The sequence below is a fragment of the Bacteroides sp. An51A genome, assembly GCF_002161565.1.
Taxonomy (GTDB): domain Bacteria; phylum Bacteroidota; class Bacteroidia; order Bacteroidales; family Bacteroidaceae; genus Phocaeicola; species Phocaeicola intestinalis.
The window spans coordinates 822999-849035 of record NZ_NFIC01000001.1; the positions used below are offsets into that span (position 1 = coordinate 822999).

General features: G+C 44.5%; 26 protein-coding genes. 15 read left to right on the forward strand and 11 right to left on the reverse strand.

Features of this window, described 5'->3' with window-relative positions; all coding sequences use genetic code 11:
• Nucleotides 1-10 precede the first annotated feature (10 nt).
• Nucleotides 11-1330 (reverse strand): DUF4493 domain-containing protein, encoded by a 1320-nt coding sequence (locus B5G04_RS03235; protein ID WP_087251134.1) that lies wholly within the window; start codon nt 1328-1330, stop codon nt 11-13.
• Nucleotides 1331-1361: 31 nt separating this feature from the next.
• Nucleotides 1362-2165 (reverse strand): DUF4493 domain-containing protein, encoded by an 804-nt coding sequence (locus B5G04_RS03240; RefSeq protein WP_087251133.1) that lies wholly within the window; start codon nt 2163-2165, stop codon nt 1362-1364.
• Nucleotides 2166-2796: 631 nt separating this feature from the next.
• Here B5G04_RS03240 and B5G04_RS03245 point away from each other — a divergent pair.
• Entirely contained in the window at nt 2797-3648 is an 852-nt protein-coding gene (locus tag B5G04_RS03245; RefSeq protein WP_087251131.1) for a helix-turn-helix transcriptional regulator, read from the forward strand.
• A gap of 367 nt (nt 3649-4015) precedes the next feature.
• On the opposite strand, the gene B5G04_RS03250 is transcribed toward B5G04_RS03245, so the two are convergent.
• On the reverse strand, nt 4016-5533 hold the full coding sequence (locus B5G04_RS03250) for a PCMD domain-containing protein (RefSeq protein WP_239414017.1): 1518 nt from the start codon (nt 5531-5533) through the stop codon (nt 4016-4018).
• A 269-nt stretch (nt 5534-5802) separates the two neighbouring features.
• Between B5G04_RS03250 and B5G04_RS03255 the strand changes: the two genes are divergently transcribed.
• Nucleotides 5803-6048, forward strand: coding sequence for a hypothetical protein (locus tag B5G04_RS03255; protein ID WP_158100026.1), 246 nt, complete (start codon nt 5803-5805; stop codon nt 6046-6048).
• Here the strand turns inward: B5G04_RS03255 and efp are convergent, their stop codons facing one another.
• Nucleotides 6049-6615: an elongation factor P gene (gene efp, locus B5G04_RS03260; protein ID WP_022038805.1), complete on the reverse strand. Its 567-nt coding sequence runs from the start codon at nt 6613-6615 to the stop codon at nt 6049-6051.
• A gap of 191 nt (nt 6616-6806) precedes the next feature.
• On the opposite strand from efp, the gene rpmH reads away from it, so the two are divergent.
• The 7 genes from rpmH to B5G04_RS03295 all read left to right on the forward strand — a co-directional run bounded on the left by rpmH (nt 6807) and on the right by B5G04_RS03295 (nt 12182).
• Nucleotides 6807-6968: a 50S ribosomal protein L34 gene (gene rpmH / locus B5G04_RS03265; RefSeq protein WP_022038806.1), complete on the forward strand. Its 162-nt coding sequence runs from the start codon at nt 6807-6809 to the stop codon at nt 6966-6968.
• A 119-nt stretch (nt 6969-7087) separates the two neighbouring features.
• Nucleotides 7088-7726: a PASTA domain-containing protein gene (locus B5G04_RS03270; protein WP_087395727.1), complete on the forward strand. Its 639-nt coding sequence runs from the start codon at nt 7088-7090 to the stop codon at nt 7724-7726.
• Nucleotides 7727-7748: 22 nt separating this feature from the next.
• Nucleotides 7749-8819: an RluA family pseudouridine synthase gene (locus B5G04_RS03275; protein WP_087251124.1), complete on the forward strand. Its 1071-nt coding sequence runs from the start codon at nt 7749-7751 to the stop codon at nt 8817-8819.
• Nucleotides 8816-9796, forward strand: a complete 981-nt coding sequence (locus tag B5G04_RS03280; protein WP_022038809.1) for a D-alanine--D-alanine ligase — start codon at nt 8816-8818, stop codon at nt 9794-9796. The genes B5G04_RS03275 and B5G04_RS03280 overlap by 4 nt, the downstream gene beginning before the upstream one ends.
• Nucleotides 9797-9912: 116 nt before the next feature.
• The gene (locus tag B5G04_RS03285) at nt 9913-11067 is read left to right on the forward strand and encodes a 1-acyl-sn-glycerol-3-phosphate acyltransferase (RefSeq protein WP_087395729.1); all 1155 of its coding nucleotides are present in this window, start codon (nt 9913-9915) and stop codon (nt 11065-11067) included.
• Complete coding sequence (locus B5G04_RS03290) at nt 11064-11726, forward strand: NigD-like C-terminal domain-containing protein (protein WP_087395732.1); 663 nt, start codon at nt 11064-11066, stop codon at nt 11724-11726. The genes B5G04_RS03285 and B5G04_RS03290 overlap by 4 nt, the downstream gene beginning before the upstream one ends.
• 57 nt (nt 11727-11783) lie before the next feature.
• Nucleotides 11784-12182: a rhodanese-like domain-containing protein gene (locus B5G04_RS03295; RefSeq protein ID WP_087251120.1), complete on the forward strand. Its 399-nt coding sequence runs from the start codon at nt 11784-11786 to the stop codon at nt 12180-12182.
• A 255-nt stretch (nt 12183-12437) separates the two neighbouring features.
• Here the strand turns inward: B5G04_RS03295 and B5G04_RS03300 are convergent, their stop codons facing one another.
• Both B5G04_RS03300 and B5G04_RS03305 read right to left on the reverse strand, forming a co-directional pair.
• Nucleotides 12438-13400, reverse strand: a complete 963-nt coding sequence (locus tag B5G04_RS03300; protein WP_087395734.1) for an acetylornithine carbamoyltransferase — start codon at nt 13398-13400, stop codon at nt 12438-12440.
• Between the two features lie 27 nt (nt 13401-13427).
• Nucleotides 13428-14678 (reverse strand): glutamate-5-semialdehyde dehydrogenase, encoded by a 1251-nt coding sequence (locus B5G04_RS03305; protein ID WP_087250953.1) that lies wholly within the window; start codon nt 14676-14678, stop codon nt 13428-13430.
• A 149-nt stretch (nt 14679-14827) separates the two neighbouring features.
• Between B5G04_RS03305 and B5G04_RS03310 the strand changes: the two genes are divergently transcribed.
• From B5G04_RS03310 to B5G04_RS03320, 3 genes are read left to right on the forward strand one after another with little or no spacing between them, the layout of a single operon-like run.
• Nucleotides 14828-15058: a DUF2007-related protein gene (locus tag B5G04_RS03310; RefSeq protein WP_022038814.1), complete on the forward strand. Its 231-nt coding sequence runs from the start codon at nt 14828-14830 to the stop codon at nt 15056-15058.
• On the forward strand, nt 15055-15525 hold the full coding sequence (locus B5G04_RS03315) for a hypothetical protein (RefSeq protein WP_087395736.1): 471 nt from the start codon (nt 15055-15057) through the stop codon (nt 15523-15525). Before B5G04_RS03310 ends, B5G04_RS03315 begins: the two co-directional genes overlap by 4 nt.
• A gap of 13 nt (nt 15526-15538) precedes the next feature.
• The gene (locus B5G04_RS03320; RefSeq protein ID WP_087395851.1) at nt 15539-16504 is read left to right on the forward strand and encodes a lytic transglycosylase domain-containing protein; all 966 of its coding nucleotides are present in this window, start codon (nt 15539-15541) and stop codon (nt 16502-16504) included.
• Between the two features lie 308 nt (nt 16505-16812).
• Here the strand turns inward: B5G04_RS03320 and B5G04_RS03325 are convergent, their stop codons facing one another.
• The gene (locus B5G04_RS03325) at nt 16813-17817 is read right to left on the reverse strand and encodes a class II fructose-bisphosphate aldolase (protein ID WP_087250948.1); all 1005 of its coding nucleotides are present in this window, start codon (nt 17815-17817) and stop codon (nt 16813-16815) included.
• A gap of 432 nt (nt 17818-18249) precedes the next feature.
• On the opposite strand from B5G04_RS03325, the gene B5G04_RS03330 reads away from it, so the two are divergent.
• Nucleotides 18250-18501, forward strand: coding sequence for a type B 50S ribosomal protein L31 (locus B5G04_RS03330; protein WP_022038818.1), 252 nt, complete (start codon nt 18250-18252; stop codon nt 18499-18501).
• 72 nt (nt 18502-18573) lie between these two features.
• Here the strand turns inward: B5G04_RS03330 and B5G04_RS03335 are convergent, their stop codons facing one another.
• Nucleotides 18574-20229: an AMP-binding protein gene (locus B5G04_RS03335; protein WP_022038819.1), complete on the reverse strand. Its 1656-nt coding sequence runs from the start codon at nt 20227-20229 to the stop codon at nt 18574-18576.
• Between the two features lie 111 nt (nt 20230-20340).
• Complete coding sequence (locus tag B5G04_RS03340) at nt 20341-20898, reverse strand: cupin domain-containing protein (RefSeq protein ID WP_013617872.1); 558 nt, start codon at nt 20896-20898, stop codon at nt 20341-20343.
• Nucleotides 20899-21178: 280 nt separating this feature from the next.
• Between B5G04_RS03340 and B5G04_RS03345 the strand changes: the two genes are divergently transcribed.
• Together B5G04_RS03345 and B5G04_RS03350 are read left to right on the forward strand one after the other, a co-directional pair.
• Nucleotides 21179-21811 carry a hypothetical protein gene (locus B5G04_RS03345; protein ID WP_087395738.1) on the forward strand — a complete coding sequence of 211 codons (633 nt, stop codon included), beginning with the start codon at nt 21179-21181 and terminating at the stop codon, nt 21809-21811.
• A gap of 356 nt (nt 21812-22167) precedes the next feature.
• Complete coding sequence (locus B5G04_RS03350; protein ID WP_140406969.1) at nt 22168-22509, forward strand: hypothetical protein; 342 nt, start codon at nt 22168-22170, stop codon at nt 22507-22509.
• A gap of 47 nt (nt 22510-22556) precedes the next feature.
• On the opposite strand, the gene B5G04_RS03355 is transcribed toward B5G04_RS03350, so the two are convergent.
• Together B5G04_RS03355 and proB are read right to left on the reverse strand one after the other, a co-directional pair.
• Entirely contained in the window at nt 22557-24329 is a 1773-nt protein-coding gene (locus B5G04_RS03355; RefSeq protein ID WP_158100027.1) for a helix-turn-helix domain-containing protein, read from the reverse strand.
• An 88-nt stretch (nt 24330-24417) separates the two neighbouring features.
• Complete coding sequence (proB, locus tag B5G04_RS03360; RefSeq protein WP_087250937.1) at nt 24418-25500, reverse strand: glutamate 5-kinase; 1083 nt, start codon at nt 25498-25500, stop codon at nt 24418-24420.
• Nucleotides 25501-26037: the final 537 nt, after the last annotated feature.

Here is a 26037-nt window from a genome sequence, read left to right on the forward strand (position 1 = left end):
CCTCCTCTCTTTACTCTGTGACTTTTACACTTAAACTTTCAGAAGCTGTACCATTCGCATCGGTCACCGTAATGTTAAATACATGTCCATCCTCAGCGGTAGTCGCTCCCATTTGTTGCAAAATTTCGAAGAAACCTCCTACAGGAAATGTATAACTCGTATCCCCTGCTTGAGGCATTTCCAAGCCTTGAACAATGGCACCAATAACGGGACCTAAAGTTGTATTTCCAACAAGTTCCAGTCCATCTGCAAACCCCATCTCTGAAGTAATACCCGCGAAACCAACATTACCACCGATAATCTGAACTTTTACACTCTGTAATCCACCTTTGGCTGTAGATGTAATGGCAGCATCCGCATTCTTAGAAGCATCCGCAGGTAATGTATATGTATTTTGCGGGAATGTCACAGTAGGCAATTCCGGTTCTGGAGTTGGAGTCGGCGGTTCCGGCTCTTTATTGTCATCATCACCATCATTACCCGGCTTAACCGTTACCGGCACATCTTCTGAATCTTCATCAAACGAAACACTTGCATTAATCGTAATTCCGCTACCTTGGATACCTGTCGGATCATCTGAAGTATTTTCTTCCATTTGGATAGTCAACGCATCGCTGCCTGCCCAATTGCTGCCATCAGGTTTAGACAAGACACGAGAATCGGGAACCGGCTGTCCTCCGCCCGTCGGCGTAGCAGTAATATCGACCTTGATTTCTGTAACATTCTCTGCTACTAGCCAATAAACTGCAGCCGGATTCTTGTCTGTTTCGTCAAATTCCAAGGTATTGTTACCAGCGCTTATCGTAATGTACCACGATTCAAACTTCGCCAAGAAATTTGCTGTATAAGTAAGCTGAATCTTCATGTTCTTCATGGTACATTTTACCTCGGCAGAAGATTCCACCCCTGCAGTTATCTTAATAGGTGTCGTACCCTCATAATAAGGAGCAGCCATCTGTGGCTTCAATTCAGCATTGGAATGTGCCGTTACGGTATATTCGCCTATGGGCAGTTCCACCTTGCCCCCGTTTTCCGCCTTCAAGGCTGCATAGCTTTCGTATTCCTTGGAGTAAGAAGGGTCAGTCACACCAATAATGGTTACCGGGAAATCATCGGCACTGACTGCTACACCTACATTTTCACCATCATTGTTTGCATTATCCGCACGCGAAACCACACTGTTTTGCGAAGCGTTGACCGCTACACCCAAGTTCAGGTATCCCACTTCGGAAGTCCCCGCACCGCTGCCTTTCAGTTCATCTTTCATCTCGCACGATACGAGACCGGCACAAAGCAGCAGACATGCCGTTATTGTATTGAATAATTTCATACGTTGTTCTGTTTTAAAGTTTGTTTATCTATTAAAGCCAATCCGAAGGGATTTCGATATCGATAGGAATATCATTGACCGAATTGTCTATCTCAATAGTAATACCCACATTTCCAGTCGCTTCTTCCACTACTGGAGCAATGTTCAGCTTCCATGCCTTGGCAGCACTGATATCGTGTGTCCTTACAATATCACTGGCAGTTTTTCCTTCTTTATCTACCAGCTTAATGGTAGCGGTAAGTTTTTCTGAACTTGTGACCGCCATATAGACGGGGTCGGCATTATCCTTATTCCATGTATAATTACCTTCACCCAAAGCATCAGTTCCGGTAAACACCACATAATAATCATTGAAATAATCTGCCATCTTGGCATCGAAGTTCACCGTTACCCGTGCACACTGTGGGGTGCAGTTCACCGTGGCAGTCGCCGTTTGGTCACTGTTCACATTAAAGCCAGCACTTCCTTCCACATACATTCCTTTCGTGGTAGCACCAACCCCCTTGTAGTCTTCACCAGTAAAAGCGAGCACCGTATAACTTCCGTTATCCAATTCTATCAAATCTTGTGGGATAGTCGTACCTGTCCATTCACAACCGTCTACTACATTCCCGTCTTTCAGAATCTGTACGGTATAGTTAGCCAAATTGGTGTAATCTGATTCGGTAATAGCCCGCGACTGGAACTCTGTCCCTACATTCAGCGAAAGCTTCACCAAGCCTTTGCCTTCTGTTGCGCCCTGCACCACCTCCTCATCTGAAGAGCAGGATGCAACAGATGCACCCATCACTAACAGCGCACAAAACATTACTACATACTTTTTCATCTTTCTCATGTTAAAATTGTTGTTGTTCTAGTTTTAAGTATTTAAGTTTGAGTTTTCCCAATTGTTCTTTTTTTAGCATTTTGGCCTTTTCTTCAATAATTACGATGCTCTACTACTTTACTTAATTTTAAGCTTGTTAGCCTTTCATCCATTTTTGTTTTTTAAGTTTCCGGTAACTCCACCAACGTACATATATTGTATTTTCTTCACCATAACCGGAATATAAACCATAGAGCATCATTCATATTGTCCTTTTCTTAGGATCCGGTAAACACATTCATTCCCGAGTCCAAACATACGGAATCCCCGTTTACTCTTTGTATTGTTATTTTTTCGTCTGCAAAATTGCAATCTTTCACAAAAACTCACAATATCTATTTTTATTATTTTTGTTCTATTTTTATTATCCGGTATTTTTTTGTCTATTGATCAACTGAACGCAAAGACACAAAACGCTTCACCACCTTGCCTGTACGGAATCGCCGCAATTGACCGAGACTCTATGTCCTTCGTGATAAACAATCGTCCGGTACAGACATTACGTGTGTCTCAATTGTTAATTTGAAAAAATCTTTTATACCTGATAATGACGGATTTCAAGATTAAAAAGTAACTTTGCCTCCAAACACCAATCAATAGCATGGAAACAAACGAAAAAGAATTGCCTAAGATAGACCTGCCCGAAGACTGGGTGATAGGTACTGACATCAACAAAGACCTGCTGAGCCTGTATGCACATTATCCCGTAAGGCTGAAATGTGAAATGTTTGTAATGTGCCTTGCTGGAGAAGTGGAAGCCATGGTCAACCTGAACGAAATACAAGTGCGGCCCAACGACGTCATTACACTGATGCCAGGCACCATCTTCCAGATAAACGAAGTACGAGGTGACCTGAAAATCTATTTTCTAGGATTTTCTTCGGGATTTATCGAACGGAGCGGACAGTCGCGTTCCATGCTGGACGCAATCTTCCTTACGTTAGGGCGGCCAGTTATCCCACTAAAATCCGAAGGAGCACTCATGATGGAAAAATACCTGCAGATGTTGATAGGTATGTACGAACAATTCAACGAAAAAATACGCCAGGAAATAGCCCCCAACCTATATGCTGACGTTCATACGGGTATCTCCATCATCTACAAAAGCCGGCATTATGACAAGATTTCCTTGTCGAAAAGCGAACTGATATGCCGCAGCTTCATGCAACTGGTCACCCAACACTACAACCAGACGCGCAACGTAAGCTGGTATGCACAAAAACTGGGTATTACGCATGCACATCTGTGCGCCGTAGTAAAACAGATAACGGGCAAGACATGCATTGATGTCATTTCATCGATGGTTATTATGGATGCCAAGTCACAACTGAAATCGACCAACCTCACCATACAGGCAATCTCCGACTCGCTGAACTTTGCCAACATCTCGTTCTTCGGCAAATATTTTAAACGCTATGTGGGTATCAGTCCGCTGGAATACAGGAAACTTTAAGAAATTATCCTCAATGGCAAAGCCTCTACCACACTTGGGAACATCACATAAAATGATTTCAGGTATGCCTATGGACAATAATTGCCCAATACGCATGTCCGCAATCAGCCAGTCCAGCTAGGGTTGAAAACGCAGTAGCACTGCATTCGCTGATGAAGATATACTTCAACTGCTGATGAAGTATATATTCAACCGCCGATGAAGTATATATTCAACCGCACATGCAGTATATATTCATTTTTCAGGAGTATGTATTGGCTGTTGGCAAACATGCATTTTGACAAAAAACAAATCATCCTGAAACCAACAATTTACTTTCCGATTTCAGGATGATTCACTATTTTGACATTATCAGATGTATACAGATTTATTCTGTTACAGCTTCATTTTCTATCGTTACATCATCAATATACAATGTACTTCCTACAGCCGCATTATAAGCCGCACCGTCTGCACTTGCCGAGAAGATAACGGCAAACTTGTATGTCTTGCTGGCATCATAGTCCTTTACATATTCCAAATTCAGTTCGAACGGAGTATATTCAGCTACAGTTTCTCCAGAACTGAAAGAAGCCATTGCCACAATCTTGTCTGATGTATAGATAGTACTTCCATTCAACGTTTCATCTTCACTTTCCACTTCATACAAAACAGCACTGATGGCGCAAGCATCTTTCTGGTCTGCCTGCAATTCCCCTGCAGCATTATAAAACTCTGCACCCGGAGTGTACTTATAATAACCTGATACCTTCACAGGCTTTTTATCATAAAGAATACCAAATTCAGTCGTTGCCATCGGGTCAGTCATAGCAGCAAAAGCATTAAACGTACCCAAGAACATAGAACCGGCAGTCACCTTCGGTATGGTTTGTCCAAAAATATTTCCACCTTGCGTATCAACCGATTCCAGCATAGCAGCTGTACTTCCCGAATAAGCATCTGTAGTCTGGCGTACCGGATATTCACCCGTATAAGTAATGCCTCCCAAACTACCTAAGTTCTTTATCAAGGCTACGGCATCGTTACAAGTAGCCCAGCCTTCGGGATTTACCACTTCGGGATACATAGCACCTTCGGGAGTAGCCCATGTTTCGAAATCGTACTGGATAAGGCTACCCATGCTGCAAGAAACAGTATAAGTCTTAGAAGTACCATCTTCAGCTACTACAGTAAATGTAGCCGAGCCACTTGCAAAACTTACAGCCGAACCGCTTGCCGGAGTTACCGTAGCACCGGCTGAAACTTCAATAGTCGGAACCAAAGCACTTACATCACCACCTTCTTCTGCCTTGAAAGTAATAGTAGCATTTGCCTCATCTATTACCGGTTGAGAAAGTACTGCTGCATTAGCAGCTACTGATGTATCGAATGTGAAAGATGTAATTTGTGCCGCACTGCTTTCGTTACCAGTCAGACGGGTTCCATCGTAAGTAACAGTCACTGCCTGCTTTTGCCCTCCCAGCGTTGCATCAATATCCAAATCTATATGCAGACCGCCATTATTGAAATAACCGGTTGCATTTACATCAGCTGTAAGAATTGTGCTTTCAACTGTAGTCACTCCCGTAAAATCATATCTTTCACCATTAGGAGTCAGCGCACAATTATTCAAATCAATATCCCCTACTTCTATTCCTAAAAACGAAAAATCTGCAATAGAAAGATTTATAGCATTATCACCAGATTCTGCAACACTTATCCGTTGGGCTACAGAAGCCAATTTCTGACCATCTACAGTTACGTCCAAGGTACCTTTATAATTCCCGGCAATTTCTTCACTCACCGGAATCACTACCGGAGTATCTTCGTCATCATCACTACACGAAGTGAAGAAAGGCATCGTGCAAAGCACGGCAAACACATAAAAAAACAAATTCTTTTTCATTTCTTTCTAATTAAAGTTTAGTTAATCAACAAATATCTTATACGAGTTGTTGTAAATCAAGCGCAAAAATGGGACAAATTCCCAATATATACAAGGTCTATTTATATAATCTTTGTCCCATTTTTAAAAGGATATCATAAATAAGCCAAAAATCAGCCTATCAATCGGCACAAATTTCAGATTCGGATAAAAACCTGTTTAGAAACCGTTTTGAATTTCTCTCATAACATAATGTTATAAGTAAGAAGCTGTTTTGAATTTATCGTGCGATGATTTGGGATGAGTTTTTGAGGCATTTTCGCTTCTGTGATGAGGAAGATAGCGGGCTATCTGACGAAGAACAGGAGCGAAAAAGACCAAAAAATCGCCCAAAGCACACACGAAAACGGATACATCAAGACAAGAAAAACTTTTTGGAGAAATTCAAAACAGCTTCTAAAACAGGTTCTAAAAAAGTTAGGCTGCATTCCCCCTTACCGAAAACGCAGCCTATATATAATAAGGTATATACCTGATTAAGCTTTTACACGGCCAACGTATGAACCATCGCGTGTATCCACTTCAATCATTTCATCTTGGTTGATAAACAAAGGTACACGTACGGTAGCACCTGTTTCTACCGTAGCAGGCTTGGTGGCATTGGTAGCTGTATCACCTTTCAAACCCGGTTCGGTATAAGTCACTTTCAGCTGTACCTTCACCGGCAATTCAGCGTAGAGAATAGTCTCTGTAGAAGCATCTGATACGACATCTACCACCATTTCTTCTTTCAAGAAATCAACGCCTTCAATCAGGTCGCGAGCGATGGGCACTTGTTCGTAAGTCTCCTGATTCATAAAGATATAATCTTCACCTTCTTTATAAAGGTACTGATAAGGACGACGCTCTACACGTACATCTTCCAGCTTTTCGCCGATGTTGAAGCGGCGTTCCAACACATATCCGTCTACCACATCTTTCAGCTTCGTACGCATAAAGGTATTTCCTTTACCCGGTTTTACATGCAAAAAGTCGATGCAAAAATACAACTTGCCATCCATACGGATTGCGGTTCCAATCTTAATGTCTTGAGCATTAATCATAACTGAATTCTTTATTTATGTTATTATTGATTTGTATTCATCACTATCAATTCGGGTGCAAAATTAATCTAAATCACGAAAAAACACAAAAAGATTTGTCTAAAAATGATTTAGCCATTTGGTTTATTTAAAAAAAGTCACTACTTTTGCAGCCCGAACGCATGGAATAATAACATAATTAGATACGAAAAATGAAAAGAACTTATCAACCCTCGAACAGAAAGAGAAAAAACAAACACGGTTTCCGTGAAAGAATGGCAACTGCTAATGGCCGCCGCGTATTGGCTGCACGCCGCGCTAAAGGTCGTAAGAAACTGACTGTCTCTGACGAATATAACGGCGTTAAAGCATAAGTCCGAGACAAAAGAAAAAGCTAAGAGCCGCAAGATGCTGAGACAGTGTTTTGTGGCTTTTCTTTTTTATTGTATCTTTGCAGGCATAACCAAAGACTGATTTTCATAAGACTAAGATTATGATAAAGCTGAAAGATTTTTTCTCGTTCAAGCAAAACCGCTTCTTCTGGCTGAACATCATCGGAATGGTGGTAGTGATTCTGGCAGCCATTGGCGGAACATTGTTCTGGCTGGATGCCTATACACATCATGGGCAATCGTATCTTGTCCCCAACGTCAAGCACAAGTCATTGGAGCAAGCACAACTCTTGCTTCAGAACCAAAACATGCAGGGCGTAGTGGTAGACTCTACATACGTGAAAGAACTCTCTCCGGGCATCATACTCGAACAAAAGCCTGAAGGAGGCATGCGCGTAAAAGAAGGACGTACCATATATCTTACTATAAACACACGGGAGGTTCCCCGTGTGCGAATCCCCGACATTATCGACAACAGTTCCGTACGTCAGGCTGCTGCAAAGCTGAAAGCCATGAAATTCAAACTGACCGAACCGGAACTGGTACCTGGAGAACAAGACTGGGTATATGGCATCAAATATCGGGGCAAGAGCCTGAAGTCGGGTGACAAAGTGCCATTCGAGGCTGTCCTGACGTTGTGCATCGGAAACACTCACCTGCGTGACTCCCTTGCTACCGATACTTTAGGACTCAACCTGAAACAGGAAAGCGAAGCACAAGTAGATGACTCTTGGTTCTAAAAAAGACAATACAAACAGACGAATGGAAGAAAACGACATCACTGAGCTGGACGACTCATTGGACGATATCGAACCGGTAAACTCCTCGTCCGGATTATACGAACATTTCAGGGTTACCGTAGACAAAGGGCAAACACCGGTACGCATCGACAAATATTTGTTTGAACGTATCGTCAACGCATCGCGCAACCGTATCCAAACGGCTGCAGATAACGGATACGTCATGGCAAACGGGAAACCCGTAAAAAGCAGCTACAAAGTAAAGCCGCTTGATGTACTGACCGTCATGATGGACCGTCCCCGGTATGAAAACGACATTATCCCCGAAGACATCCCTCTGGATATTGTGTACGAAGACGATGACTTGATGGTGGTAAACAAACCGGCGGGGCTGGTGGTACACCCGGGTTGCGGGAACTATCACGGCACGTTGGTAAACGCCATCGCCTGGCACCTGCGCAATGTGCCTACGTATGACCCGAACGACCCACAAGTAGGGCTGGTGCACCGTATAGATAAAGACACGTCCGGCCTGTTGGTCATAGCCAAGACTCCGGATGCCAAAACCCATCTAGGCATGCAATTCTACAACAAAACTACAAAACGTGAATACAATGCACTGGTATGGGGCATCATCGATGAAGACGAAGGAACCATCGAGGGCAATATCGGGCGTAACCCGAAAGACCGTATGCAGATGGCGGTGATGAGTGACCCTACGCAAGGGAAACATGCCGTAACGCATTATCAGGTACTGGAACGTCTGGGATATGTCACCCTCGTGAAATGCGTACTCGAAACCGGACGCACGCACCAGATACGTGTACACATGAAACACATCGGACACGTACTGTTCAATGACGAGCGTTACGGAGGGCACGAAATATTGAAAGGAACTCATTTTAGTAAATACAAACAATTTGTGAACAATTGCTTCGCCATTTGTCCCCGGCAAGCGCTGCACGCCAAGACACTGGGATTCGTTCACCCCCGCACAGGCAAGGAACTGTTTTTCACTTCCGAATTGCCCGAAGACATGACACATTTGCTGGAAAAATGGAGAGCATACATCAGTAATCGAGAAGAATCATGAAACGTATCATTGCTATCGTAGCAGGAGGAGACTCATCGGAACACGATGTTTCCATGAAAAGTGCAGAAGGAATTTATTCCTTCATCGATAAAGAAACTTATAAAGTATATACCATAGAGTTGGGACACAAAGGCTGGAATGCCATCCTGGAAGACGGCTCGAAGAGCACGGTCGACAAAAACGACTTCAGCTTTATGGAGAACGGGCAAAAGATAAAGCCCGACTTCGCCTACATCACCATCCACGGCACACCGGGCGAGAACGGCATCCTGCAGGGCTATTTCGAACTGCTCGGCATCCCTTACTCCACGTGTGACGTATTGGTATCCGCACTGACTTTCAACAAGTTCATGACAAACCAATATCTGAAAAGCTTCGGGATACGTATCGCAGAATCCATGCTGGTACACAAACGGAACGGCATCAGCGATGAAGAAGTAATCGAGAAAATCGGACTGCCTTGTTTTATCAAGCCCAATGCCAGCGGTTCGAGCTTCGGCGTAACCAAGGTGAAAACCAAAGAACAAATCCAACCTGCCCTGCAAGCGGCTTTCGCCGAATCGGATGACGCCATGATAGAAGCCTATATGGACGGCATTGAACTGGCGAACGGATGCTACAAGACACGGGACAAGTCGGTGGTGTTGCCTATCACGGAAGTGGTCAGCAAGAACGAGTTTTTCGATTTCAATGCCAAATACAACGGACAGGTGACCGAAATCACCCCCGCACGTCTCAGTCCCGAACTGACCGGACGCGTACAAAAGCTCACCTCTGCCATTTACGATATTCTGGGATGCAAAGGATTGGTACGTGTAGACTATATCATCACCGAAGGCGAAAAAATCAACTTGCTTGAAATCAACACCACTCCGGGAATGACCGCAACAAGCTTCATTCCACAGCAAGCACGTGCCGCAGGCATCAATATGGAAGAAATTATGACCGACATCATAGAAGACAACTTCTCGGAATGAAGAATGAAGAATTAAGAATGAAGAATTGCTTTGCCTGCATGGAATTCTTCATTCTTAATTCTTCATTCTTCATTTAAAATGCTTACCTTTGAAGACAAAATTTAAAACCAAACGCCATGAACATTCCAGCCGAATTCGATGAAATACGTCCGTATACCCCAGAAGAGCTTCCACAGATATTCGATGAACTACTTGCCGACCCCGCTTTTCAGGCTGTCATCAGCCTGATTATGCCAGGCATGCCTCTTGATATGCTGAGCCATAAGCTGCACCAGTGCAAAAACAACCTGGAAGTACAAAAAACCATATTCTATCCGTTGCTGCACCAAATCATCAAAGAACACAGCGACGGCTTCACACTGAATGCTTCTTCACTGACCGACAAGGAAAAGAACTACACCTTCATATCCAATCACCGTGATATCGTGCTTGACCCTGGATTTCTTTCCCTCGGACTGCTAGACAACCATTTCCCTACTACAGTAGAAATAGCTATCGGTGACAACCTGCTTATCTACCCATGGATCAAGAAACTGGTACGAGTGAACAAATCATTCATCGTGCAGCGTGCCCTCAGTATGCGCCAGATGTTACTTTCATCTGCACGCATGTCACGCTATATTCATTTTGCCATTACACAGAAAAAAGAAAATGTATGGATAGCCCAACGGGAAGGACGCGCTAAGGATTCGAACGACCGGACACAAGAAAGTGTACTGAAAATGCTGGCACTGGGAAGCACAGGAGACACCATCGACTACCTGAAGGAGCTGAACATTGTTCCCACTTCCTTGTCGTATGAATACGACCCGTGCGATTTCCTGAAAGCCAAGGAAATGCAGCAAAAGCGAGATATCGAAAACTTCAAGAAAAGCCAGCAAGACGACCTGACCAATATGCAGACCGGTATCTTCGGATACAAAGGAAAAGTGTATTTCCAGACCGCACCGTGCATCAACGATGAACTGGAGACCTTACGAGGATGCCCCAAAAACGAACTTTTCTTAAAGATTGCCCAACTTATCGACCAGCATATCCACCTCAACTATCGCTTATATCCGGGAAACTATATCGCTTGCGACCTTTTGGAAGATACACAAAAATTTACCGGACAATACAATGCTGCCGACGTGACAAAATTTGAAACATACCTGCAAGAAAGGCTCGAACTGATTGACTTACCCAATAAAGACCTGCCGTTCTTACGCCGCTGCATTCTTACGATGTATGCCAACCCTGTCATCAACCACCTGAAAGCATTACACACATGACCAAACGTATCTTCGCATACATTTCCTTCCTATGTCTGTTACTGACTGCATGCAAGGAAGAAACCTATGTATACCCCAGCGTCATAACAGAATTCATCGATCTCCAGACCGATGCAACCGGAACCATTACCCACCTGATAGCTGATGATGGCGAACATTATGCCGTACAACCTCGAGAAGGTCTGGACGGTCTTCGTGCCGATACCCTATACCGCACGGTATCTGTATATCAAATTCTGAATGAGCAAACGGACGGAAATGAACCAGAAGCCATACTCTATTCCAGCAGAACGGTAATTTCTCCTTACCCCGTCAAGGCAGGTGCATGGAAAGACAGCATTTATACCGATCCCGTGGACATACAGAGCATCTGGCGTTCGGGCGATTACCTGAACCTGATTTTAGAAGTACGGCGAAAAGACCAGACACATGCTTTCTATTTCATAGAAGACAGCATATCAGCCGATGCTTCGGACATACGTACACTGAACCTGCAACTCTTCCATAACAGCAACAACGACTATGAAGCTTTTACGGAACAGGCTTATCTTTCCGTACCGCTCCGCCGCTATCGGGACACCTTGCATACAGGAGACAAAATACGCTTCAGGCTCAATACATATAAAGAGGGAGAAACTTACAGAGATTTTACTTATTGAAAATGGAGAAAATAACGCCCTCCCTCACAAATAACAACAAAAAAAACACCAAGCCTTATGATTAAACCACTTTATTTCTTTTTTTTCGTAATTGTTTGCCTGCTTGGACTGATGGCATGCAGTGCCAGACCGCAAGACAAATTCAAGAATCTCACAGCCGATGAGTTCGACCGCTTGATTCAAGATGAAAACGTGCAACGGGTAGATGTGCGTACGGTAGCAGAATATAGTGAAGGGCACATTCCGGGCAGCTTGAACATCAATGCACTGGAAGACCATTTTGCTGCTGCTTCCGAAGAAATGCTCGACAAAGACCGTCCTGTGGCTGTATACTGCAAAAGCGGACGCAGAAGCCGGAACGCCGCCCGCATCCTTACCAACTTAGGATATAAAGTCTACAACCTCGACAAAGGATTTGACAATTGGAAAGAATACGGCAAGGAAGTGGAAAAATAGTAAATAATGCCAATCAGGAGTTAAAAGGGAGTTATAGGTAGTTATCGCCCGCCGGTGCGGGCTGGGAGTTAGATGCCAATACCTTTTTGCGCCGCTTCTGTAGAGACGATGTGCACATCGTCTCTACTACGTGGCATATACAAAATGCACAAAATAAATACCGCGTGAAGTATAACTCCTGAACGAAGTGATAACTCCCGTGAAACATAACTACGTTTAACTCCTGATTCGCATTATTCATTAGCAACTATTAACTTACAACGCTTGCAACATACGTTTCAGCACGACCGTTGCCGAAATTTCACGGTTCGCAGCTTCAGGGATTACCAACGAAGTAGGAGCCTCTATCACATCATCGGTCACAATCATGTTACGGCGTACCGGAAGACAGTGCATGAAGAACGCGTCATTCGTCACTTTCATGTGCTCTGTATCTACCGTCCAACTCATGTCCTTGCTTAACACTTTACCATAATCGGCAGGATTGGTCACACCCGGACATGCCCAGTTCTTTGCATAAATGAAATCCGCTCCTTCGAAAGCCTTCATCTGGTCGTATTCTACTTTGGCGCCACGTACAAACTTCGGGTCGAGTTCGTAGCCGTGAGGATGCGTAATCACAAAATCCACATCGGCTTCGTTCATGAAATCGGCAAACGAATTGGGCACAGCCTGAGGCAAGGCACGCGGATGAGGCGCCCATGTCAAAACCACCTTCGGACGCTCTGTACGCTTATATTCTTCAATGGTTATCAAGTCTGCAAAAGCCTGAAGCGGATGTCCCGTAGCTGCTTCCATGGAGAATACCGGCTTGCCCGAATATTGGATAAACTGATTCAGAATCTTTTCGGTATAATCATCCTCGCGGCTCTCGAAACGGGCAAACGAGCGTACGCCGATAATATCACAATAGGATGCCATCACCGGAATAGCTTCCAACAGGTGCTCGCTCTTATCTCCGTCCATCACCACGCCACGCTCGGTCTCCAGCTTCCACGCTCCCTGGTTCACATCGAGCACAATTACGTCCATGCCCAGGTTGCGTGCGGCTTTCTGAGTACTAAGCCGTGTGCGCAAGCTATTATTAAAGAATATCAGCAAGCAAGTGCGGTGTTTGCCCAATGCCTCATATTTATACCGGTCTTTCTTGATTTCAAAAGCTTCGGAAAGGGCGGTCTTCAGGTCGCCCAAGTCAAATACATTCGTGTAAGTTCTCATACAGTTATAACTATTAATTGTCTATTATTAATTATCTCGAATCTGTCCATCTCCTTCTATCAACCACTTGTAAGTGGTAATCTCGCGCAAGCCCATCGGTCCGCGGGCATGGAGCTTCTGCGTACTGATGCCAATCTCAGCCCCTAACCCGAACTGGGCGCCATCGGTGAACGATGTGGGTGCATTGACGTACACACATGCCGCATCTACCATGCGCTGGAAATAAGCAGCAGCGGCTTTATCCTCCGTCACAATGCATTCGCTATGCTTCGAACTATAGGTATCGATGTGGGCAAGTGCTTCCTCTATACCCGACACGGTACGGACAGCCATTTTATAATCCATATATTCCGTGCCATAACTTTCCGGCGAGGCAGGACAAAGCAATGCGGCGGGATAATGCCCTTCGAGTGCCTGACAGGCAGGTCCGTCCGCATACAAAATCACCTGCGATGCCTGCAGGGGCGCACACAGTTCAGGCAAGTCCGCCAGACGTTCCCGGTGCACCAGCAAGCAATCCAAGGCATTGCATACGCTTACCCGGCGTGTCTTGGCATTATTCACGATAGCAGCACCTTTTTTCAAGTCACCCGCTACATCAAAATACGTATGGCACACACCTGCCCCTGTCTCGATAACCGGCACGGTGGCTTCACGGCGCACATAGTCTATCAATCCTTTGCTCCCGCGAGGAATAATCAAGTCGACCAGCCCTTCGGCATGAAGCAGTTCCGCCGTAGCCTCCCGCTCCACCGGAAGGAGTTCCACGAGATGTGCATCCAGGTTAAACCGTTGCAACACTTCGTGAATCAAAGATACGATGGCACGGTTCGAGCAATCCGCGTCATGCCCGCCTTTCAATACGCAAGCGCTTCCGCTCTTGAAACACAGCGAGAACACATCAAAGCTCACATTGGGACGCGCTTCATAGATAATGCCGATGACCCCGAAAGGCACACTCACCTTTTTCAGGCGCAATCCGTTAGGACGCACCGTTTCTTCCAATATCCTGCCCAATGGAGAAGGCAGCGAAGCCACATTCATCATATCCGAAGCGATGCCTCTCAAACGTTCGGGAGTCAACTTCAAACGGTCATATTTCGGGTCACTCTCATTCATGCGCCGCAAGTCTTCGGCATTCGCCTTCAACAAGTCATCAGTCTGCCTGATAATAGCTTCCGATACAGCCCGCAGCACTTCATTGATACGTTTTTCTTCCAGCAGAGGCAACATACGCGATGCTTGTCTCACTTTCTGTAAGGTGTCGGTAATATTCATACACTTATTCCTTTTTACACATTCAAGTCCTTTTTATCCACACAAATGTAAGATTCTTTCGATGAATCCGATACTTTTTTGCCCATTAATTTCCTCTTTTCATAAAACTTTCCTATCTTTGGTTATAGATAAACTAAAAATATACAGTTATGGAAGCAAAATCGTATGGTTCATTAGTAGAAGTCTACAGAGGTGGTCTGTGGGAAGCCGAACTGATAAAAGGATTATTGGAATCAGCAGGCGTATCAGCAATGTTGAAAGACGAAACTCTTTCCGCCGTAACCTCACCTTATTCCGGAATAGGAGGAGAAGTATTGGTTATGGTGAATAAGGAAGAAGAAGTATATGCACGAAAAGTAGTAGAACGGAGACAGGTATGAAAACAATTGCCGTGGCATTTCTTCTTATCATCACACTTGCCATAAGCGACGTAAGTGCCGAGAGTTTACAACCTGCTGCATGGCAAGCCTACGGGATTGCCTTCCAGGCACCCGCAGGCTATACCGTAGAAGACGACTCGGAAGAAGGTTACATCATCAGCACCCCCACTTATTTCATCACAGTGCAACTGCTCGACGGTGAAGGCATTCAACGTTCAGAAATAGCCCAAGAATTGAAAAACGTTGCGACAGATGACGAAGTGACCCAGCAAAGCCCTACCGTCGATTTCGAACTTCCGCAATTCTACGGAGTGTTCCTACGCGGAAATTGTGAAAGCGACCAATGTCTGTACAGTTACCTGCTCACCAAAGAAGACACGAGCGGCTTCTATGTTTCTATTGTATACACCGACCCTGCCGACCCACTTCCTGAAACCATACTGAAAAGTTTTACCCTTGAAGAATAACCCTCATAAGAAAATGAAAATATCATTCCCTTTCGGATTGTCTGCGACTGCTCTTTTTCTGGCACTGGTTGCCTGTACCCTATCCTTATGGGCACAAACCTCCGAAAAGCCATCCTCTTCTGCCACATTGTCCAACAGTTGCATCGAAGTGCCACAAAGCATGACCTTCTGTGGCGAAACCATCTCGCTTGCCCGCTTTGACCGCCGCGAACGTATGGACCGCGAACTGCTAGCCTTTTCATATATGCACAGTACCACTTTGCAGATGATTAAACGCGCCAACCGCTACTTTCCCATTGTAGAATCGATCCTGCGCGAAAACGGCGTGCCCGATGATTTCAAATACCTGATGTCTATTGAAAGCAACAACAATCCACTGGCACGTTCAGTTGCCGGCGCAGCAGGTCTATGGCAATTTATGCCCGCCACAGGACGCGAATTCGGACTGGAAGTAGGCCATTCAGTCGATGAGCGCTACCACGTAGAGAAATCTACCCGTGCCGCCTGCCGCTATCTGAAACAAGCTTATGCACGTTTCGGAAGCTGGATAAGTGTAGCTGCGTCCTACAATGCCGGACAAGGACGTATCTCGCGTGAGCTCGACCGGCAATACGAAGAAGATGCCCTTGACCTCCAACTGGTTGAAGAAACTGCCCGCTATGTTTACCGCATCCTTGCAGCCAAAATGCTGTTTGCCGACCCCACCCGTTTTGGTTTCCGCTTGCACGCATCCGATCTCTATCCTCCCATCCCTTACCGTGAAATCAAAGTAGAAGAAACCATCGAGGACTTGCCCCGTTTCGCCAAGAGCCAAGGCATCACATACGCCCTGCTGCGCACGATGAATCCCTGGCTCCGCTCACGTACCCTGCACGTTCACGGCTCGAAAACGTACTACCTCCGCATCCCTGACAAAGAAAGAATGTACTACAATCCGCGTGTCACCTTCCCGCACGACCCGAAATGGGTAGTAGAATAAGCTTCTTCCTACTTGAAATGCAAGCCTCAAATGGCTGATATATTTCCGCGGCATTCATTTATGTATTTTGTATATGCCACAGGATAGAGAGGATGTGCACTCTACGGAAGCGGTACGAAATGTGCTGAGCAATGCACAAATCCATACCGCGCATGGTATAACTCCCAGCCCGGTGGCCGATAACTTCTGCCAACTCCTTTTCAATCCTGATTAGCAGGATGCAAAAAAGCCGCTCCTCCATCACGAAGGGGCGGCTCACATTTATAGTTATAGGTGTATAAAGTTTTTATGCTTTTTACAAGCAATGATTATTGAGCCAACTTGCCGTCTGAGCCCAATACGTTAACGATTTTGTGTTTGTACATCTTTTCCATTTCGTCACGAGCCGGGCCCAAATATTTACGCGGGTCGAATTCAGCCGGTTTTTCGAACAATACCTTACGAACAGCAGCTGTCATGGCAAGACGAGAGTCAGAATCGATGTTAATCTTGCAAACTGCAGATTTAGCAGCCTTACGCAATTCGTCTTCAGGAATACCGATAGCAGCTTCCAGCTTGCCTCCGTACTTATTAATCATGTCTACATATTCCTGAGGAACTGAAGATGATCCGTGCAATACGATGGGGAAGCCCGGAAGTTTTTCCATTACAGCATCCAATACGTCGAATGCCAAAGGAGGAGGAACCAGACGACCTGTCTTCGGATCTACGTGGCATTGTTCGGGTTTGAACTTGTATGCACCGTGAGAAGTACCGATAGAGATAGCCAACGAGTCGCAACCTGTACGGCTAGAGAAGTCGATAACTTCTTCAGGGTTAGTATAAGTATGGTGTTCTGCAGAAACTTCATCTTCTACACCAGCCAATACACCCAGTTCACCTTCTACAGTTACATCATATTGATGAGCGTATTCAACGACTTTCTTAGTCAAAGCAACGTTTTCTTCGTAAGGCAGGTGAGAACCGTCAATCATCACTGAAGAGAAACCGAGGTCTACGCAAGACTTGCAGAGTTCGAAAGAATCTCCGTGGTCGAGGTGAAGAACGATTTCAGGATGTTCGCAACCCAATTCTTTAGCAAATGCTACAGCACCTTCAGCCATGTAACGAAGCAAGGTCTGGTTTGCATAGTTACGCGCACCTTTAGAAACCTGCAGGATAACCGGAGATTTTGTTTCTACCGAAGCTTTGATGATAGCCTGCAGCTGCTCCATATTGTTGAAGTTGAAAGCCGGGATAGCGTATCCACCTTTAATTGCTCTAGCAAACATCTCTCTGGTGTTTACCAAGCCTAAGTCTTTGTAATTAACCATTGTTGTACGTTTTATAATTGTTAGTGAAATTAATTCCATTGCAAATGTAAAAAGAAATGTGGCAAATCCACCACATTCTTCCCGAAAAAACAATCCATGTTAAGGTGTTTTATTAAAATTCACACGTTTTTTTTAAGAATCAGCAAGGATGCAAAGTGAAGGTAGCAAAAACAACAAACGGCTGACAACCAAACACCCTGCCCCCCTTTGAAGAATAAAAAACAAAGAAAGCATTGTTTATTTCCGGTTTTCATCTCCTTAATCAAGAAATCTGCGAATTCTCTCGTGAAAAAACATCCAAAACTTTTTCTATTTCAAAGAAAAGCCGTATCTTTGCAACCCGAAACAAACCATTACACAACAATGTCCGAAAAGAGAATCGGATGTTACCAACAAAACATTGAATAATAACAATAAAAAGTATATACTGAAATGAAAAAAGGCATTCATCCTGAAAACTACCGTCCGGTAGTATTTAAAGACATGTCAAATGGCGACATGTTCTTGTCACGTTCAACTTGTGCAACCAAAGACACAATCGAATTCGAAGGCGAAACTTATCCTTTGGTAAAGTTGGAAATCTCCAGTTCTTCTCACCCGTTCTATACAGGTAAATCAAAATTGGTTGATACCGCAGGACGTGTAGACAAGTTCATGAGCCGTTACAACCGCATTAAGAAATAAAAATTTCGTATTTTGTTCCATAACAAGACCGGGCATCCTGCATTCCAGCAACGATGTCCGGTCTTGTTTTATTTATCCATTGTCCTTTTCCCGGATTTCCACGCGGCGGATTTTCCCGCTGATAGTCTTAGGCAATTCTTCGACAAATTCTATCACACGCGGATATTTATAAGGAGCGGTTACCCGCTTCACATGATCCTGAAGTTCCTTTATCAAGTCGGGACCGGCTTTTGCCTTATAATCTTTTGCCAATACAATGGTAGCCTTCACCACCTGACCGCGGATTTCATCAGGCACTCCCGTTATGGCACACTCTACTACGGCTGGATGGGTCATCAGGGCACTTTCCACTTCGAACGGACCGATGCGATACCCCGAACTCTTGATGACATCATCGGCACGTCCTACAAACCAATAGTAACCATCTTCGTCACGCCAAGCCACATCACCGGTGTAATATACTCCATCGTGCCAAGCCTCACGGGTCAGTTCGGGCGCACGATAATATTCCTTAAACAACCCCAGCGGTTTGCCTTTGTCAGTACGTATCACGATTTGTCCTTGTTCGCCATCCTCGGCAGAGCGGCCGTCAGGTTTCAACAGGTCTATCTGATATTGAGGATTAGGCACGCCCATGCTTCCCGGCTTGGGTTCCATCCACGGGAAAGTGGCAAGTGTCAAGGTAGTTTCGGTCTGTCCAAATCCTTCCATCAAGCGGATGCCCGTTATCTTCAAAAAGGTTTCGTAAACCGAATAGTTCAACGCCTCACCCGCCGTGGTACAATACTCCAATGAAGACAAGTCGTATTTGCTCAAGTCCTCACGGATAAGGAAGCGGTAAATGGTGGGAGGTGCACAAAGTGAAGTGATGTGATAATCGTGAATCTTCTTCAGAATATCAGAAGGTGTAAACTTCTCGTGGTCGTAGACGAAAATGTTAGCTCCTGCTATCATCTGCCCATACAGTTTTCCCCATACAGCCTTGCCCCAGCCTGTATCGGCAATGGTAAAATGCAGGCTGTCTTCGTGCAGGTTATGCCAGAAGCTCGCCGTAGTGATATGTCCCAAAGGATAGGTGAAATCGTGTGCCACCATCTTCGGTTCGCCGGTAGTGCCCGAGGTGAAGTACATCAACATGATGTCATCGTTGGTGTTTACATTCGCGGGACGTGTGAAAGGTGCAGCATTTTCGATGCCTTTATGAAAATCCTCAAATCCTTCGGGATACTCAGGACCTACGCTGACCAGCTTTTCTACGCTGGGTGACTGAGGCATTGCATCTACGATATGTTTCAGAATCACTCCTTCACCCGCAGCTACAATCATCTTGATAGTAGCAGCCTGACACCGATAGACAATGTCTTTCTTCGTCAGCAGGTGGGTAGCGGGGATCGCCACAGCTCCTATCTTGTGCAAAGCGATAATCGAGAACCAGAACTCATAGCGGCGTTTCAATATCAACATCACTTTGTCGCCCTTGCCTATTCCCAGACTCTGGAAATAAGAAGCGGTCATATCGGTATATTTCTTCAAATCGGCGTAAGTGAACTGGATACATTCGCCTTTGTCATTGGTCCACAACAGTGCATTCTTTTCCGGACGTTCTGCTGCCCAAGCATCCACGATGTCGTACCCGAAATTGAAATTCTCAGGCACATTTACTCTAAAATTCTTGATGAAATCCTCTTGCGAGGAGAAAGTTGTCTGACTTACAAATCTTTCTAACATACGTGTTTCGTTTTTTTCACCACAAAGAACACAGGGGCATACGGAGGAAAATTTAAAACCTCTGTGATACCCTGTGTCCCCTGTGGTGAATTTCCATTATATAAACCAATTTTATTGCATCACTACCGCAAGGAACTTCACGGTTTTTCCATCAAGCGCCAACATGCCGTGCGGCTTGCTTGAATCGAAATACAGGCTGTCACCCGGATTCAGTATCAGTTCTTTCCCATTGATGTTCAATAACAGGCGGCCTTCTATTACTAAGTTGAACTCTTGTCCTTCGTGTGTGTTAAAGTATACGGCAGTACCTTCGGGTTTAGGTTCTACCGTCACAATAAACGGGTCGGCTATCCTGTCCTTAAATCCCGAAGCGAGTGATTCATACTTATAAGCCTTGGTACGTTCTACCGAAACTCCTGTCCCTTTACGGGTAAGGAAATACGATTTCATCTTCGGCTCCTCACCAAACATCAGTTCATCTAGCGTAATGCCATATTTGTGGGCGATGCGTTGCAAAAGACTGACCGAGAGGTCGCTTTCTCCTGATTCAAGGGCACGGTATTCTTCAGCTGTCAGTTTACAGTCCGATGCCACTTCTTCCACGCTTAGCTCCAATGCGTCGCGCAATCCCCGCAAACGCTCGGCAATTTGTTTTATCTGTTCATCCATATCTATAATTCTGTTAGTTCTTGCCAAAATTACGAAAGATTTTGATAAGGAACGGCAGAAAATTGGAAAAATTATAAAAATAGTACGCCTTCAAGTCAAAAAGGCCTCTTACTCATTTCATTAGACAAAATGAGACACAATAACGGACAAAGTGAAAGCGACAAGTAACTCTTAGCACTTTGTCTGATATAAAGAATCAATAACTTTGCAAAAAATTAATATCTTATAACAATGTAGGCTTATGAATTTACGACTTCTTTTTTTATTGGCAACATGCTTTATGTTATCAACTGTACACGACATACAAGCACAAGTAGAACGAAACGCCATTTATAAAATAGGTATAGGGCACTTTAATTACACTCCGAAAGGAGAAAATGACAATGCCGGCAAAGTATTGAAAAATATCACTTCATCAATTATAAAAGGGAAAAATACCACCCAGCTGTCCGATTATGCCGATGATGTAAGGGCAAGTATCGCCAAAGGATTCGGGAATGTAGTCAGACTGCAGGTGATAGACGGGAAAACATTTCAAAACGAAAAACTTCAAGACAAAAATCTTCTTTACACAGACGGAACCATTGTCAGCATCAGTGCTACATCCAACGGTCCTTCGCTTAAAGAACGGAAAAGGCTGAAAAATTCAGCGTTTACACCTTATACGAATGTGGAAGCCAACATAAGCGTAACCGTTAATGTAAAGAATGCATATACCGGTGTGATGGAAGACAGCCGTACTTTCAATGCCAGTGGTTCTGATACAGCCAGCGAAGACAAGGCGGTGACGGCAGCACTCAGTAACCTTTCCGGAATCATTGCCGGTTATTTCAATGCCAGGTATCCCGTCAATGCCACTATCATAGAGCGGGGTGAAATAAAAAAAGAAAAACAAAAAAACGGTATACATTGATTTAGGCACTTCGCTGAGTGCTTACAAAGGCCAGCAGTTTGATGTCTATTCGGTAAAGGAGATTGCCGGGAAAGAGGCACGGATTGAAATCGGCCGTTTGAAAGTAGAAGAAGTACTGGGAGAGGAATTAAGCCTATGCAAAGTTACAAAAGGAGAGAAAGAAATAAAAACGGCATTAGATAACGGAAGCACATTAGTGGTTACCGTCAGAAGATGAGATTAATAATCCTAAAATAAAAAGTATGAAAACAAAGCAAAAAATTCAAAGAATGAAACAAATGATGCTTCTCATTTGTTGTTTGTTACCCATCTTTTCATCCTGTTCTTCGGATGAAAGCAGTACTGCAAATTTTACAGTGAGATACCAAGAACACTCTCCTTGGACCATAGACCCAGCCATTGTTGAAACCATCTTGGAATACCAAGACCAGCAACAGCTGATAAATAACTCTATCCCCATCACCATCGACCATGCCGAACTTACAGACGAAGATCTCAGGGATATGGCTATGCAGGCAGCCGGCCAAGCCATCCAAAACATGAAAAAATACGATTATAATCAGGTAATACGGGATGCCGGACTCAGTGTTTCTGAGCCTGTCACCTTAACAATCAGCTATCAAGTAGGACTTATAGGAAATTGGGGAGACGACATTATCTCTTACGTAAGTTTCCCATTAGAAATCAACCTTCAATAATCCATGCACACCGACCGGAATCCGGACGACTCTCTGTTTGTGTGATTTCATTCAAACTGAGAGTCGTTCTCTTTTCCGAATGCCTTCATATATTGTGCCGGAGTCATGCCGCAGACCTTATAGAAAGCACGGTAAAAAGTGCTATGACTGTTGAAACTTGCTTCTTTGGCTATCGCATCAAATGACAGGTTCGGTTTTTCTTTCATCAACTTTATCGCATATTCCACACGCAAACGATTCAGATAAGAACTCACATTATCTGCATTGGCATACTTACGGAGGATACGCGGCAAATCGTTCTTATTGATATTGCTCAAGCTTATCAGTTCATCTCGGCCAAAATCGGGCTGGAGGAAAAGCTTGTCTTTCACTACGGCATATTCCATACGTAAAAAACGCCTGTTCTCCATCGAGATGTTATCTGCACAATCCGATACCGAGTCCGAAATTCCTGTTCCATCAGGTTGGCTTTCCTGATTTTTCCCTTTTTCATCCAACAATGCTTCAGGATTTCCACAACAAACCTTATGCAATTCTTCACGTTGTGCCAACAGTTCTTCGATTTGCTTTACAACTATGCGGTTTTTCCGACGGGTAATAGTCAGATTCCGGCAAGTAATCACTAAAAAGATTACCAAAAAGAACAATAAGCAACATAAACCACCCATCAGGAAATTGCGCTTCTGCACTTCAACCTGCGTATTTGCCAGTTGCAATTCTTTCTCATGCAAGCGGAAAACCGTAGCATACTCATGTGCCCGACTCGCCTGTTCACGGCTATAAATGCTATCGAGCAACACAGTAAGCCGTTGCTGGTAGGCATCCGCTTTCTCATAAAGTTTCAACCCACGATATGCCTGGGCAAAACGGTCTAATATCACACTATAATTATAGTTTAACGTATCATTGCCATTTCCTCCCTGCCGGTAAGCCAGCATATCAACCGTATTCAAACGCAGCACTTCCTCATATCGCCGCATCTCCAACAAGTATGGAACAATCTCACTGGCACCGAAAGGTGACTTTGACATTTCGGTCTGTTCAAAACGATTGTAATATTCAGCCGCTTCTTCCTTTTTACCTACCTGTAAAAAAATGTATGCCATTTTCGAATAACAATACCCATATTGCTGGTCAATGTATCCGGCAGGCGGACCAGACATCTTGCTCATGCGACGTATCAATGCCTCACGCAGTTTGCCTATTTTAATGGCTTCCTCATAATTACCACTATCAATAAAGATTCCCATCATTCCACCATAAGCTGTAGAAAGGCGTGCCATGACACTTACATTTTTGGTATCTTCGATAAGACTGATGCCCTTCCGGTAAAATGTCAGAGCCTCATCCCTCCGCTCCATATTCCGGTGCATGCGTCCTAAATTAAAATATACGCTAGCCTCTTTATCCGGTCTATCCAATTGACGTGCCAGCTCCATCATCTGCTTTCCGAAACGGATAGCATCTTCGTTTTTCCCCTGTTCGACCAAAGTCGTAAGCAACATTGCCAGCATTCTCAGTTTTCGCATGGGAACCAACCGTATAGAGTCTTGAGCCAAAGCTTTCCGCGCAAATCTTTCCTCCAGCAGATATTCACCCCTTACCTCATAACACATGCTTCGCAACATGTCTATCTCGAAAGGCTGTAACCCTGGCACATGATGCTCTTCGATGGAATCCAACAGTTGTAATGTCTGGTTGGGTTCCTGCAAATGAATCCGTTGTATGTATTCAAAACTGATGACACTATCGGGCACCTCCGATACTGCCCAACATTGCCCCACTCCCAATAGGAAAAGGAATAAACAGATAATTTTCATGTCTCTAAAAACCACATGTTGATGGCAAATATAGATAAAAAAAAGAATGCCTGCAAAAAACAAATGCATTTCATCCATACATTATCTGTCATTCCAGATACAAATAATCGTAATGCACCAGCGGACGTTTTCCATGTTTGCCCAACATCAGTCTGGCATCTGCCGAACTTACTCCGATACGCCCTACCCCTATCTGTATTCCTCCGGCATCCATAATCCTCACTATATCATCTTTTTCAAAATCTCCCTTGATGCATGTTACACCTACCGGCAGGATACTTACTGCCTTCTTGCCTTTTAATGCCTCTACAGCCTGAGCGTTTAAGTGCAACTCTCCCTTGGCGAACCCTTCACTATGGGCTATCCATTTCTTTACACTCGATACAGCTTCGGATGCAGGCACAAACCGTGTACAAACCGTGTCTTCGGGATACTCCAGCAAATCGGTCAAAATATTATCCCGTTTTCCATTGGCGATAATAACCGTGATACCCTCGTCTGCTACTTTACGGGCAATAGTGGTCTTGGTAAGCATACCACCCCGACCGAATCCAGATTTTTCGGTCTGTATATAGTCGGACAGATCTTTCCCTTGCTCTACTTCCCGTATCACCGAAGTGCCAGGCTCTGAAGGCGAACCATTGTAAATGCCATCGATGTTGCTCAGGATAATCAACGCCTGCGCATCAAGCATCGAAGCCACCAAGCCCGAAAGCTCATCGTTATCCGTAAACATCAGTTCGGTCACCGAAATAGTATCGTTTTCATTGACTATGGGAATCACTCCGTTCTCCAGCATCACCTGCATGCAATGCCGTTGGTTCAGGTAATGCCGGCGTGTGCCAAAACTTTCTTTCGTGGTCAACACCTGCCCTACGGCTATGCCGTGCTCGCGGAACAGTTCATAATAACGGTTAATTAATTTGGCTTGCCCTACGGCCGAATACAGTTGCCGTTGGTCTACGCTGTCCAGCTTACGCGAAACCTTTATTTCACTCCGCCCCGAAGCGACTGCTCCTGAAGAGACCAGCACCACTTCCACTCCTGCCTTGTGCAACTCTGCTACCTGGTCGACCAGTGCCGACATACGGGTCACGTCCAGCGTTCCGTCTTTGCGTGCCAGCACATTACTCCCTATCTTTACCGTTATCCGACTGTATTGATATGCCATATTTTCCTATACCTTATATTATATATACTTGATTCACCCTGGCCGCACCACAGACGACATAGATTCGTAGCTTTCATTTCTGCCATCCACACTCCGACAACAGGAATACAAAAGTATAAAATTTCCGTGGAATAACCTTGCACTTTTCAGCGGATTGAGCCAAGAAGGTTTCTTTTTTTCATTTTCCGATAGGCGGAAGGCGTTACTCCATACCTTCGCTTAAAGGCAGTTCCGGCACTCCAGCATTCCTTCGGCATATTCGCTTACCGCAAGGACGGCTAATCCACACAGCTGTACCGACATTCCATACGATATTCATCGAACAGAGGAGATAATAGTGTCAATCGGTTTTATAATATAGAAACTAAAGTTTAAGTGCAATGAAACTGTAGTTTTAATAATATGAAACTATGGTTTCAATGCTCTGGAACTACTGACACTTATAACTTCCTCTGGAAAGGCATACAGAAGACATCGGATTTTTATCTTATCGCGTAAAACAAAGCGGACGTCAAACGAAAAGCAATACACGGATTT

Coding starts and splice junctions, on each gene's coding strand:
- B5G04_RS03235 (WP_087251134.1), bottom strand. CDS start 1,330: ATGAAATTATTCAATACAATAACGGCATGTCTGCTGCTTTGTGCCGGT.
- B5G04_RS03240 (WP_087251133.1), bottom strand. CDS start 2,165: ATGAGAAAGATGAAAAAGTATGTAGTAATGTTTTGTGCGCTGTTAGTG.
- B5G04_RS03245 (WP_087251131.1), top strand. CDS start 2,797: ATGGAAACAAACGAAAAAGAATTGCCTAAGATAGACCTGCCCGAAGAC.
- B5G04_RS03250 (WP_239414017.1), bottom strand. CDS start 5,533: ATGAAAAAGAATTTGTTTTTTTATGTGTTTGCCGTGCTTTGCACGATG.
- B5G04_RS03255 (WP_158100026.1), top strand. CDS start 5,803: ATGATTTGGGATGAGTTTTTGAGGCATTTTCGCTTCTGTGATGAGGAA.
- efp (WP_022038805.1), bottom strand. CDS start 6,615: ATGATTAATGCTCAAGACATTAAGATTGGAACCGCAATCCGTATGGAT.
- rpmH (WP_022038806.1), top strand. CDS start 6,807: ATGAAAAGAACTTATCAACCCTCGAACAGAAAGAGAAAAAACAAACAC.
- B5G04_RS03270 (WP_087395727.1), top strand. CDS start 7,088: ATGATAAAGCTGAAAGATTTTTTCTCGTTCAAGCAAAACCGCTTCTTC.
- B5G04_RS03275 (WP_087251124.1), top strand. CDS start 7,749: ATGGAAGAAAACGACATCACTGAGCTGGACGACTCATTGGACGATATC.
- B5G04_RS03280 (WP_022038809.1), top strand. CDS start 8,816: ATGAAACGTATCATTGCTATCGTAGCAGGAGGAGACTCATCGGAACAC.
- B5G04_RS03285 (WP_087395729.1), top strand. CDS start 9,913: ATGAACATTCCAGCCGAATTCGATGAAATACGTCCGTATACCCCAGAA.
- B5G04_RS03290 (WP_087395732.1), top strand. CDS start 11,064: ATGACCAAACGTATCTTCGCATACATTTCCTTCCTATGTCTGTTACTG.
- B5G04_RS03295 (WP_087251120.1), top strand. CDS start 11,784: ATGATTAAACCACTTTATTTCTTTTTTTTCGTAATTGTTTGCCTGCTT.
- B5G04_RS03300 (WP_087395734.1), bottom strand. CDS start 13,400: ATGAGAACTTACACGAATGTATTTGACTTGGGCGACCTGAAGACCGCC.
- B5G04_RS03305 (WP_087250953.1), bottom strand. CDS start 14,678: ATGAATATTACCGACACCTTACAGAAAGTGAGACAAGCATCGCGTATG.
- B5G04_RS03310 (WP_022038814.1), top strand. CDS start 14,828: ATGGAAGCAAAATCGTATGGTTCATTAGTAGAAGTCTACAGAGGTGGT.
- B5G04_RS03315 (WP_087395736.1), top strand. CDS start 15,055: ATGAAAACAATTGCCGTGGCATTTCTTCTTATCATCACACTTGCCATA.
- B5G04_RS03320 (WP_087395851.1), top strand. CDS start 15,539: ATGAAAATATCATTCCCTTTCGGATTGTCTGCGACTGCTCTTTTTCTG.
- B5G04_RS03325 (WP_087250948.1), bottom strand. CDS start 17,817: ATGGTTAATTACAAAGACTTAGGCTTGGTAAACACCAGAGAGATGTTT.
- B5G04_RS03330 (WP_022038818.1), top strand. CDS start 18,250: ATGAAAAAAGGCATTCATCCTGAAAACTACCGTCCGGTAGTATTTAAA.
- B5G04_RS03335 (WP_022038819.1), bottom strand. CDS start 20,229: ATGTTAGAAAGATTTGTAAGTCAGACAACTTTCTCCTCGCAAGAGGAT.
- B5G04_RS03340 (WP_013617872.1), bottom strand. CDS start 20,898: ATGGATGAACAGATAAAACAAATTGCCGAGCGTTTGCGGGGATTGCGC.
- B5G04_RS03345 (WP_087395738.1), top strand. CDS start 21,179: ATGTTATCAACTGTACACGACATACAAGCACAAGTAGAACGAAACGCC.
- B5G04_RS03355 (WP_158100027.1), bottom strand. CDS start 24,329: ATGAAAATTATCTGTTTATTCCTTTTCCTATTGGGAGTGGGGCAATGT.
- proB (WP_087250937.1), bottom strand. CDS start 25,500: ATGGCATATCAATACAGTCGGATAACGGTAAAGATAGGGAGTAATGTG.